This is a genomic window from Cellulosimicrobium composti (genome assembly GCF_010287905.1).
Taxonomy (GTDB): Bacteria; Actinomycetota; Actinomycetes; order Actinomycetales; family Cellulomonadaceae; genus Cellulosimicrobium; species Cellulosimicrobium composti.
Genome location: NZ_JAAFAN010000054.1, coordinates 1 through 10,238 on the forward strand (window position 1 = coordinate 1; position 10,238 = coordinate 10,238).

At 75.2% G+C, this 10,238-nt stretch carries 9 protein-coding genes; 3 read left to right on the top strand and 6 right to left on the bottom strand.

Annotated features, from left to right (window positions below; all coding sequences use genetic code 11):
• Positions 1-125: 125 nt before the first annotated feature.
• Positions 126-1,544, bottom strand: coding sequence for an isocitrate lyase (aceA, locus tag GYH36_RS14585; protein WP_024841065.1), 1,419 nt, complete (start codon positions 1,542-1,544; stop codon positions 126-128).
• A 180-nt stretch (positions 1,545-1,724) separates the two neighbouring features.
• Here aceA and GYH36_RS14590 point away from each other — a divergent pair, with 180 nt between their 5' ends.
• Entirely contained in the window at positions 1,725-3,254 is a 1,530-nt protein-coding gene (locus GYH36_RS14590) for a helix-turn-helix transcriptional regulator (protein WP_024841066.1), read from the top strand.
• Between the two features lie 3 nt (positions 3,255-3,257).
• Here GYH36_RS14590 and GYH36_RS14595 read toward each other — a convergent pair whose 3' ends face one another.
• Positions 3,258-3,833, bottom strand: a complete 576-nt coding sequence (locus tag GYH36_RS14595; protein WP_115942218.1) for a TetR/AcrR family transcriptional regulator — start codon at positions 3,831-3,833, stop codon at positions 3,258-3,260.
• A gap of 77 nt (positions 3,834-3,910) precedes the next feature.
• On the opposite strand from GYH36_RS14595, the gene GYH36_RS14600 reads away from it, so the two are divergent.
• Both GYH36_RS14600 and GYH36_RS14605 read left to right on the top strand, forming a co-directional pair.
• Positions 3,911-4,078 (top strand): hypothetical protein, encoded by a 168-nt coding sequence (locus tag GYH36_RS14600; RefSeq protein ID WP_155100199.1) that lies wholly within the window; start codon positions 3,911-3,913, stop codon positions 4,076-4,078.
• Complete coding sequence (locus GYH36_RS14605) at positions 4,075-5,250, top strand: MFS transporter (protein ID WP_162290213.1); 1,176 nt, start codon at positions 4,075-4,077, stop codon at positions 5,248-5,250. The genes GYH36_RS14600 and GYH36_RS14605 overlap by 4 nt, the downstream gene beginning before the upstream one ends.
• 88 nt (positions 5,251-5,338) lie before the next feature.
• Here GYH36_RS14605 and GYH36_RS14610 read toward each other — a convergent pair whose 3' ends face one another.
• The 4 genes from GYH36_RS14610 to GYH36_RS14625 form a co-directional block, all read right to left on the bottom strand.
• A complete protein-coding gene (locus GYH36_RS14610) occupies positions 5,339-7,099 on the bottom strand; it encodes an alpha/beta hydrolase (protein WP_162290214.1) in 1,761 nt (586 codons plus the stop codon).
• Between the two features lie 81 nt (positions 7,100-7,180).
• The gene (locus tag GYH36_RS14615; RefSeq protein ID WP_024841071.1) at positions 7,181-8,392 is read right to left on the bottom strand and encodes an acetyl-CoA C-acetyltransferase; all 1,212 of its coding nucleotides are present in this window, start codon (positions 8,390-8,392) and stop codon (positions 7,181-7,183) included.
• A complete protein-coding gene (locus tag GYH36_RS14620) occupies positions 8,389-9,540 on the bottom strand; it encodes an alpha/beta fold hydrolase (RefSeq protein ID WP_312028652.1) in 1,152 nt (383 codons plus the stop codon). Before GYH36_RS14620 ends, GYH36_RS14615 begins: the two co-directional genes overlap by 4 nt.
• Positions 9,537-10,235 (bottom strand): CoA transferase subunit B, encoded by a 699-nt coding sequence (locus GYH36_RS14625; protein ID WP_115942223.1) that lies wholly within the window; start codon positions 10,233-10,235, stop codon positions 9,537-9,539. The genes GYH36_RS14620 and GYH36_RS14625 overlap by 4 nt, the downstream gene beginning before the upstream one ends.
• Positions 10,236-10,238: the final 3 nt, after the last annotated feature.

The window sequence follows — 10,238 nt, forward strand, 5'->3', positions numbered from 1 at the left end:
GGGGGGGCGCTGGGGGGGGGGTGTGGGGGGGGGGTGTGGGGGCTGTCGTGGGGGTGCCGCGGTGGGGGGGGCGGGGGGGGGGGCGGGCGGGGGGGGGGGGGCCCCCCCCCCCCCCGCGGTGGGGATCAGTGGAACTGGGCGGTCTCGGTGGACCCGGCGAGCGCGAGGGTGGCGGCGTCGGGGTTGAGAGCCGTGGCGACCCGGTCGAAGTAGCCGGTGCCGACCTCCCGCTGGTGGCGGGTGGCGGTGTAGCCGTCGGCCTCGGAGGCGAACTCGGCCTCCTGCAGCTCGACGTAGGCGGACATCGCGCGCTCGTTGTAGCCGCGCGCGAGCTCGAACATGGAGTGCGAGACGGCGTGGAAGCCGGCCAGCGTGATGAACTGGAACGCGTAGCCCATCGCGGCGAGCTCCTTCTGGAAGCTCGCGATCTGGGCGTCGTCGAGGTGCTTCTTCCAGTTGAACGACGGCGAGCAGTTGTAGGCGAGCTTCTTGCCCGGGTGCTGCGCGTGGATCGTCTCGGCGAAGGTGCGCGCGAGCTCGAGGTCGGGCTCGCCCGTCTCGACCCAGATGAGGTCGGCGTACGGTGCGTAGGCCAGGCCGCGCGCGACCACGGCGTCGAGGCCGGGGCGCACCCGGTAGAAGCCCTCGGACGTGCGCTCGCCCGTGAGGAACGGACGGTCGCGCTCGTCGACGTCGGACGTCAGCAGGTCCGCGGCGAGCGAGTCCGTGCGGGCGATGATCACGGACGGCACGCCCGCGACGTCGGCCGCGAGGCGCGCGGCGTTGAGCGTGCGGATGTGCTGGCTCGTGGGGACGAGCACCTTGCCGCCGAGGTGGCCGCACTTCTTCTCCGACGCGAGCTGGTCCTCCCAGTGCACGCCGGCCGCCCCCGCGGCGATCATCGACTGCATGAGCTCGTAGGCGTTGAGCGGGCCGCCGAACCCGGCCTCGGCGTCGGCGACGATCGGGGCGAGCCAGTCGCGCGAGGGGCGTCCGTCGCCCGAGCCCGCGGCTTCCGCCGTCTCGATCTGGTCGGCGCGCAGGAGCGCGTTGTTGATGCGGCGCACGACGGCCGGCACCGAGTTGGCGGGGTACAGCGACTGGTCGGGGTACGTCTGGCCGGAGAGGTTGGCGTCGGCCGCGACCTGCCACCCGGACAGGTAGATGGCCTTCAGGCCGGCGCGCACCTGCTGCACGGCCTGGTTGCCCGTGAACGCGCCGAGCGCGGCGACCCACTCCTCGGTGTGGATGAGCTCCCACAGCTTCTCGGCGCCGCGCCGGGCGAGGGTGTGCTCCTCGCGGACGGATCCGCGCAGCGCCACGACGTCCTCGGCGGTGTAGTCGCGCCGGAGGCCGGACCAGCGCGGGTCGCTCGCCCAGCGGGCGGAGATCTCGACGGCGGTCTCGGTCTGGTCGCCGGGGCGGCGCGGGGTGCCGGTGGTCGGACCCGCGACGCCCGACGTCGTCGCGACGGCGCCGAGCGGACGGGCGCCGCCCGCGTACTCGGACGGGGAGCGGCGGCTGACGATGGTGGGCCTGGTCACGGGTGCCTCCTGGTGGTGCGCCGACCCGCCGCGTGCGGGCCGGCCGGGCCGGTCGGTGGACCTCGGCGAGGTCCGTGCTTCGACCTTCCTCCCCGTGTGAAGCCCTTCTCAAGCGAGATCGAGCGAAAGAATCGACGATCTTCTGTTGTGCGGAAAGAGTGGCACGTGTCACTCTGAGTCATGGCTATCCCGACGACGCGACCGGCCGGAATCACGGAACATGCTCAGATCCCGCTCGAGAGCGAGCCGGACGCGCTGACCATCGGCCGCCGGATCCGCCACCTGCGCACCGCGCGCGGCATGACGCTCGACGAGCTCGGCGCGGCGATCGGCCGCGCGCCCTCGCAGGTCTCCCTGCTGGAGAACGGCAAGCGCGAGCCCAAGTTCGCGCAGCTCCAGGCCGTCGCACGAGCGCTCGGCGCGAGCCTCGACGACCTCCTCTCCCCGGAGCCGCCGTCACGCCGGGACGCGCTCGAGATCGAGCTCGAGCGCGTGCAGCGCGGGCCGCTCTTCGACGCGCTCGGGCTGCGGCCCGTCCGTGTCGGCAAGTCGCTGCCGACCGACGCGCTGGAGACGATCGTCGCGCTCGAGCGCGAGCTCCAGCGCCTGCACGCCGAGCGTGCCGCGACCCCGGAGGAGGCGCGGAGGGCGAACGCCGAGCTGCGCGCGACCATGCGCGCGCAGGACAACTACTTCCCCGAGCTCGAGGACGCCGCGGCCGAGCTGCTCGAGAGCGTGGGGCACGAGGGCGGGCCGTTGCCGCAGCGCGTCGCGGCCGACATCGCGACCCACCTCGGGTTCACCATCCACTACGTGGGCGACCTGCCGCACTCGACGCGGTCGGTGCTCGACCTGCGGCACCACCGCGTGTACCTCCCGAGCGACGGGCTCCGCGGGCGCTCCAACGCGACGTCGGCCCTGCTCCAGGCCCTCGCGCCGCACGTGCTGGGGCACGCCGAGCCGAGCGACTACCGCGAGTTCCTGCGCCAGCGGGTCGAGGCGAACTACCTCGCGGCGGCGCTGCTCCTGCCGGAGCGGCACGCGGTGCGGACCCTGCGTGCCGCGAAGGACGCGCGCGAGATCTCGGTCGAGGACCTGCGCGACGCGTTCGCCGTGTCCTACGAGACGGCGGCGCACCGCTTCACCAACCTCGCGACGAGGCACCTCGGGATCCCGGTGCACTTCATGAAGGTCCACGAGTCCGGCGTCATCCACAAGGCGTACGAGAACGACGGCGTCCGGTTCCCCGCGGACCCGCTCGGCGCGGTCGAGGGTCAGTACGTGTGCCGCAGCTGGACGGCGCGCACGGTGTTCGCGGTCGAGGACCGGCTCAGCCCGTTCTCCCAGTACACCGACACCCCGAGCGGCACCTACTGGTGCACGTCCCGCGTCCAGCGGGCGGCGGAGGGGGAGTTCTCGGTGAGCGTCGGCGTGCCGTTCGCGCACGTCAAGTGGTTCCTCGGGCGCGACACGACGGAACGGCTCGTGTCGCGCTGCCCCGACGACGCGTGCTGCCGCCGCCCGCCGGACGCGCTCGCGGACCGCTGGGCCGGCCAGGCGTGGCCCAGCGCGCGACCGCACGCGTCGATGCTCGCGGCGATGCCGACGGGAGCCTTCCCCGGTGTCGACCAGACGGAGGTCTTCTCGTTCCTCGAGGCGCACGCGCCGAGCGACGGCGCCTCGCCCGTGCGGGTGCGCCCGGGGCGGTGACGCTCACCTCTGCGCGAGGTGCTCCCGCGCCAGGGCGAGCAGCTCGTCGGACACCGGGTCGCCGGTCGTGGCCCGGGCGAGAGTCAGGCTCCCGACGAGGACCACGAGGTCCACGAGCGCGTGGGCGCGCGCGTCGGGCCCGCCGCCCTCGACCGCGGCGAGGCGGTCGACGGTCGCGCGCAGCCCGTCGGTGAAGGCCGCGCGCAGCTCCGGGCTCGTCGCGCGCGCGGCGTCCGTCGCGAGCGCGGCGTTGGCGCAGCCGGTCCCGGGCGCGTCGCGGTGCTCCGGGGAGAGGTACTCCGTGACGAGCCGGTCGCGCGCGGTGGGTCCGTCGGGGCTCTCCGCGGCCACCCGGTCGAGGCGGCCGAGGATGTCGCCGAACGCGTCGCGCGTCGCGGCCGCGACGAGGTCGTCCTTCGAGCGGAAGTGCTTGTAGAAGCCGCCGTGCGTGAGCCCGGCCGCCGACATCGCCTCCTGCACGCTCACGTTCGCGGCGCCCCGCTCGCGCAGCATCCGGGACGTCGCGTCCACGACCTCCTCGCGGTGCCGCGCCGCGTCCGCCTGGGACGACCTGCTCATCGCTGCCCCCTTCCGTCGTCAGCCAGCAGCGAACTTTAGATTACACCCATCAGATATCTTGCCCGAGCGGTCTCCCGTTGCGCACCGAGAACGCGATCTCGGACCTCGTGCTCGTCGACTCCGTCCCCGACGGGTTCACCGTCGCCGGCTTCGCGGCGGACGTGCGCGCTGCCGTCGCCCCCGCGGCCGCAGCGGCGCCGGTGCCGAGCGAACCCGACGAGCCCGACGGCACGGTGCGCTCATGACCACGACCGGTACCGTCTCGCGGCGGGTCGGGTTCGCGGTGGCCGTCGTCGCCAGCACGCTGATGATGGCCGCCGCGAGCGCGCCGTCGCCGTTCTACCCGGACCTGCAGGCGAGGTTCGACGCCACGCCCGCGGCGATGACGGCCGTGTTCGCCATCTACGCGGTCGTGCTGCTGGGTGCGCTCCTCACCGCCGGCTCGCTGTCGGACCACGTGGGGCGCCGACCCGGCCTCAGTGCCGGGTTCGTGCTCCTCGCCGTGAGCGTCGTCGCCTTCGGGCACGCCGGGTCTGTCGCGGGACTCCTCGTGGCTCGCTCCCTGCAGGGGCTGGCGAGCGGGGTCCTGCTGTCAGCGCTCGCGGCGACGATCACCGAGCTCGAACCCGCGCACCGACGGGGCTCGGGTGCGGTGTGGAACTCCGTCGCGCCGCTCGTGGGCCTCGCGGTGGGCGCGACCGTGGGCGGCGCGGCGCTGACGGTCACGCCCGCCCGCGCGATGGGCGAGGTGTTCGGGGCGCTGGGCGTCGCGTACGCCGTGCTCGCCGCCGCCGTGTGGGTCGCACCGGAGACGTCACCCCGTCACGAGGGGTGGCGGACGGCGCTGCGTCCTCACCTCGCCCTCCCGCGGTCGGGCGTGCGGACCTTCTGGGTCGGCGTCCCGGCGCTGCTGGCGGGCTGGGCGAACGGCGGGCTCTACCTGTCCCTCGGGGCGGGCATCGTCGCGTCCGAGTTCGGGGTCCGCTCGCACCTGTGGCAGGGCGGCGTCGTCGGTCTGCTGTCCGCGGGGGCGGCGGCCGCGGCGTTCCTCGTCCGTGGGCTCCCCGCCCGCACCGCCTCGATCGTCGGCATGACCGGGGTCGCAGCGGGCGCGGCGCTCGCGCTCGTGGCGATCGGCGGGGGCTCGCTGCCGGTCTACCTGCTCAGCGTCGTGGTCGCGGGCACCGGGTTCGGCGCGTCGTTCACGGGGGTTCTGCGCTCGGTCGGCGCGCACGAACGGGCCGGGGTCTTCGCGTCCGTGTACACGGTGAGCTACCTCTCGTTCGGCCTCCCCGCCGTCGCGGCGGGGCTCCTCGTGCCCGTGCTCTCGCTGGGCACGACGGCGTCCTGGTACGCCGGCGCCGTCGTCCTCCTCGCGCTGACCGCGGTCGTACTGCGCGTGCGCAGCGCGCTCTGACGCCGGGCCCGCTACGGCCCGTGCATCCGTCGGACGATCGCGGACGCCTCACGCACCGCGGGGCGGGCCGGACGTCGGCGCGGTCGCGTCAGCCGGTGGAGCTCTGCCCGCTCGGGGCGCCCATCGCGTCCTTGAGACGCGCGGTGTCCGAGTCGGTCCAGCCGTCGGGGGCGTGCAGCGCCGCGAAGCCGTCGGCGTACTCGAGGTGGTACACGTGCCCGTGACCGGGCGGGATGTCCGACGCCGCGGCGACGAACAGGTCGCCCGTGAGCTGCCAGAACGTGACGAACGGGTACCAGCGCACGTCGCCCAGGACGTCGGGCCCGCGCGGCTCGCGCAGCCAGTCGGGCTCCGACCACAGGGTCTCGGGACCCCACCACGTGACGCCGTCGGACGCGTGCTGGAGGTAGACGACGCGCGGCTCGTCCCACCGCGGGCCGGGCCCCCACAGGTCGGCGACGCCGGGCGCGACCGGGTCGCCCCAGCGGACCTGGCGGCCGTCGTCCAGCACGGGGGCGTACTCGAGCGACCCGGGGTCGCGCGCGTCGGTGAGCTCGCGCCACAGGGGGGTGAAGCCGGGGGTCCCGGTGAACATCGCGCCGTCGGAGCGGGCCTCGACGTCCTGCACGCCGCTGAACGCACCCTGCATGCCGAACGACCCGAGCGAGATGCCGAACGCGAGCAGGCGCGGGCGGTCGTCCTCGGGCAGCTCCGACCACCGGTCGTAGACGGCCTCGAACAGCGCCTTGCCCGCCGCGGGTGGCGTCGTGCGGTCTCCGACGAAGCTGATCCAGCTCGGCAGGTACGAGTACTGCATGCTCGCGATCGCCGTGTCGCCGCCGTGCATGAGCTCGACCGCCTCGACCATGCCGGGGTCCACCCAGCCGGTGCCGGTGGTCGTCGCGACGACGAGGACGGACCGGTCCCACGCGTCGGTGCGGTCGAGCTCGTCGACGACGCGCGCGGCCGTCGCGTCGAGGTCGCCGTCGGGGTCGAGGCCCGCGTACGCGTGGATCGGCTCGCGCACGTCCGCCGGGTCGACGACGTCGCCCGCCTGGGCGAACGCGCGCAGCTCCTCGAGGGTCGGCCCGGACACGACGAACTTCCGGCCCTCGGCGCCGAGCGACTCCCACGTCTCGGGCGACGCGGCCGAGCCGGACCGCTCGGGCTGCTGCGGCGGGGACAGCCGCGGGTCCATCTCGGCGTTCGCCGCGACGTAGATCGCGTTCAGCGCGTTCATCGCGCCCGACCAGACCACGCCGTTGAGCACGAGCACGACGACCACGGCGACGAGTACGCCGCTCACGAACCGCGCGAGCGGCGCGGGCACGACGTGCCCGACCAGGCGGGCCACCCAGCGCGCGACCCGGCGCAGCCCGCGCGCGGTCTGGAGCACGAGCAGGGCGACCGCCACGGCGACGGCCAGCGTGACGACCTCGCGGCCGGGGACGTCCTCGGACATGCCGAACAGGTGCCGCAGCTCGATCTGGCGCCGCGCCCCGAGCACGAGGGACAGCGGGACGAGCACGGCCGTCGCCCCGGCGAGCACCCACCACGCGACCCGGCTCGCGCGGGCCGTCCACCGGACCCGCAGACCGACCTTCACGGCGAACCACTCGACGAACGCGCCGACCGCGTACCCGCCGACGGCGCTCACGCCCGAGATCACGGCCTGGTAGTACCAGGCGCGCGGGATGAGCGACGGCGTGAGCGACAGGCAGAACCACAGCAGCGCGAGCACGAGCCCCGTGGCGGAGAACCGCCGCACCCACCGCCCCCACACGCCGTGCCGCGGGCGCTCGTCGTCGACGGGCTCGGAGGCTCGGGTCTCCGTCACGGTGGGCTGCATCTCGCGATCGTAGGTGGGTCCTCCCGAACCGTCCCGTCGAACGTCCGGGGCGCCGCCGGCCCACCCCGTCGCGGACGAGCCCTAGGCCTCCAGCAGCAGCGCCTCTCCCTGCCCGCCGCCGCCGCACAGCCCGACCGCGACGCGCCCGCCGCCGCGACGGGCGAGCTCGTGCGCGGCGTGGACGGCGAGGCGGGCGCCGGAGGCGCCGATGGGGTGGCCGAGCGAGATGCCGCCGCCGTGGACGTTGACGACGTCGGGCGAGACGCCGAGCACGCGCGTGGACACGGCGACGACGGTCGCGAAGGCTTCGTTGATCTCGACGAGGTCGAGGTCGTCGACCGTCCACCCGGCCCGGTCGAGGGCCTGGCGGATCGCACGTGCGGGCTGGGAGTGCAGCGACGTGTCCGGGCCGGCGACCTGGCCCCACGTGCGGACGGTCGCGAGCACGGGGGCCCCGGCGGACTCGGCGCGGGCGCGCGTGGTGAGCACGAGCGCGGCGGCGCCGTCGGAGATCTGCGACGCGTTGCCCGCGGTGATGGTGCCCTGGGGGTCGAACGCCGGGCGCAGGCGTGCGAGGCCCTCGACGGTCGTGTCGGGGCGCACGCCCTCGTCGTCGCGGACCTCGACGGGCTCGCCGCGGCGCTGCGGGACGCTCACGGGCGCGAGCTCGGCGTCGAACAGCCCGTCCTTCCACGCGGCGGCGGCGCGCTGGTGGGACGCGGCGGCGACGGCGTCCTGCTCCTCGCGCGAGACGAACACGTCGCCGACGTTGGTGCGCTCCGTCGAGACCCCCATGGAGGCGCGGTCGAACGCGTCGGTGAGCCCGTCGCGCGCGACGGCGTCGACGAGCGTCACGTCGCCGAACGTGAACCCGGCGCGCGAGCCGGGCAGGAGGTGCGGCGCGTTCGTCATGGACTCCTGGCCGCCGACGAGCACGACCTCGGCCTCACCGGAGCGGATCATGCGCGTGCCGTCGATGACGGCGGTGAGCCCGGACAGGCACACCTTGTTCACCGTCACGGCGGGCACGTCCCAGCCGACGCCGGCGCCCGCGGCGGTCTGGCGCGCGGGGTTCTGCCCGGCCCCGGCCTGGAGCACCTGGCCGAGCACGACCGCGTCGACGGCGTCCGCGCCGAGGCCGGAGCGCTCGATCGCGGCGCGCGCGGCGACGGCGCCGAGCTCGACGGCGGTCAGCGCGGCGAGCGAGCCCTTGAGCCGCCCCTGGGGCGTGCGGGCGGCGGCGACGACCACGACGTCGTCGGGGCGTGCGGGGGAGACGGGGGTGGTGCTCACGGCTGGACCTCCAGGGGTGCGGACGGCTCTGTCTGCGCGGGCGCCGGGGGTGTGGCGTCCGCTCGTGCGGTGGTCGTGCGGGCGACGGCGTCGTCCACGAGCCCGAGCAGGAGATCGAGGAACACGTCCGGCTCCTCGAGGTGGGGGCTGTGCCCGACGCCGGGCCGCACCTCCTCACGGTACCTGCCGCCCGCGGCGGCGTAGGCGTCGAGGACGGCGCGGGTCTGGGCGACCATCGGCTGCGGCGGGTGCGTCTCGGCGCCGGGCCACCCGGGCACGGCACCGAGCGCGCCGAGCTGCGCGAGGTCGAACAGCGACGCGTCGGAGACGATCGCGTCGGCGTCGCCGCGCACCCACAGCACGGGCGCCGTCGCGCCGGACGTCGCGAACCCCGAGAGGTCGCAGTACCGCGCGCTGATCGCGTTGTTCATGCCGCGCGTGCCGGGTGCGACGCCGGGCCACGCGTCCGACGTCGTCCGGTCGCCCGGGTAGTTGTCGTCGCCGGTGCGGGTGGACAGGACGGAGTCGAGCAGCAGCTCCTCCAGGGCACCCAGCGGCTCGCCGAGCGACGCCGGGTCGGCGACGTAGAACCGACGCAGGACGTCGCGCGGCGACCCGGCGTCCTCGCTCCGGTCGCCCGCCGCGAGCGCCGCGACGAACGCCGGGTTGGCGCTCCCGCCGCCGGATCCCGCGACGTCGGGGGACAGCGGCGTGCCGTCGACGTCGCGCGTGCCGCCGAACCCGTACGGCGACATGGGCGCCTCGAGGAGGATCGCGTCGAACAGGTCGGGCAGGTCCGAGGCGAGCTGGAGCACGACGCCCGCCCCGGCGGAGTGCGCGACCGCGACGAGCGGGCGCCCGAGGTCGAGGGCGTCGAGCACGGCCAAGACGTCGTCGGCGAAGTCCCGCACGCCGCGCGTCGCGTCGACGGGCCGCACCTCGGCGTCGCCGTACCCGCGCAGGTCGACGGCGACGCCGCGCACGTCGGCGGGCAGCGCGCGCAGCAGCGGGTCGAAGAACGCCGACGACGAGCAGTTGCCGTGCACGAGGAGCACGGTCGCGCGCGCCGCGCCGTCGGGGGCGACCTCGCGCACGTGCTCGCACCCGCGCGGTGTCGTCACGTCGTGGCGCAGGACGTCGCGCGTCACGACGGCGTCCCGGCGGCTCGCGTGGACGGGCGGGCGTCGGCCGCGTCGAGCGGCGCGTCGTCGAGCGCGACGGTGAGGTCGGGCTCGGTCGCGGCGCGCACGTCGTCGACGCTCACGCCGGGCGCGGTCTCGCGCAGCACGAGGCCGTCGGGCGTCACGTCGATCACCGCGAGGTCGGTGATGATCCGGTGCACGACCCCGCGTCCGGTGAGGGGCAGCGAGCACGAGCGCAGGATCTTGGGCGACCCGTCGCGCGCGACGTGCTCCATGAGGACGATCACGCGGCCCGCCCCGTGCACGAGGTCCATCGCGCCGCCGGGGCCCTTGACCATCTTGCCGGGGATCATCCAGTTGGCGAGGTCGCCCGTCTCGGAGACCTGCATGCCGCCGAGGATGGCGGCGTCGATCTTGCCGCCGCGGATCATGCCGAAGCTCAGCGCGGAGTCGAAGAACGCGGCGCCCGGCAGGACGGTGACGGTCTCCTTGCCGGCGTTGATGAGGTCGGGGTCCACGGCGTCCTCGGTCGGGTACGGCCCGACGCCGAGGATCCCGTTCTCCGACTGGAGCACGAGGTGCCTGTCCGCGGGCACGTAGTTGGGCACGAGCGTCGGCAGGCCGATGCCGAGGTTGACGTACCAGCCGTCCTGGAGCTCGCGTGCGGCGCGGGCGGCCATCTCGTCGCGGGTGAGCGCCATGTC

What these genes read in the sequence shown, in the direction of transcription:
- GYH36_RS14625 (WP_115942223.1), bottom strand. Translation starts at nt 10,235, where the DNA reads ATGGCGCTCACCCGCGACGAGATGGCCGCCCGCGCCGCACGCGAGCTC.
- GYH36_RS14605 (WP_162290213.1), top strand. Translation starts at nt 4,075, where the DNA reads ATGACCACGACCGGTACCGTCTCGCGGCGGGTCGGGTTCGCGGTGGCC.
- GYH36_RS14610 (WP_162290214.1), bottom strand. Translation starts at nt 7,099, where the DNA reads ATGCAGCCCACCGTGACGGAGACCCGAGCCTCCGAGCCCGTCGACGAC.
- GYH36_RS14595 (WP_115942218.1), bottom strand. Translation starts at nt 3,833, where the DNA reads ATGAGCAGGTCGTCCCAGGCGGACGCGGCGCGGCACCGCGAGGAGGTC.
- GYH36_RS14590 (WP_024841066.1), top strand. Translation starts at nt 1,725, where the DNA reads ATGGCTATCCCGACGACGCGACCGGCCGGAATCACGGAACATGCTCAG.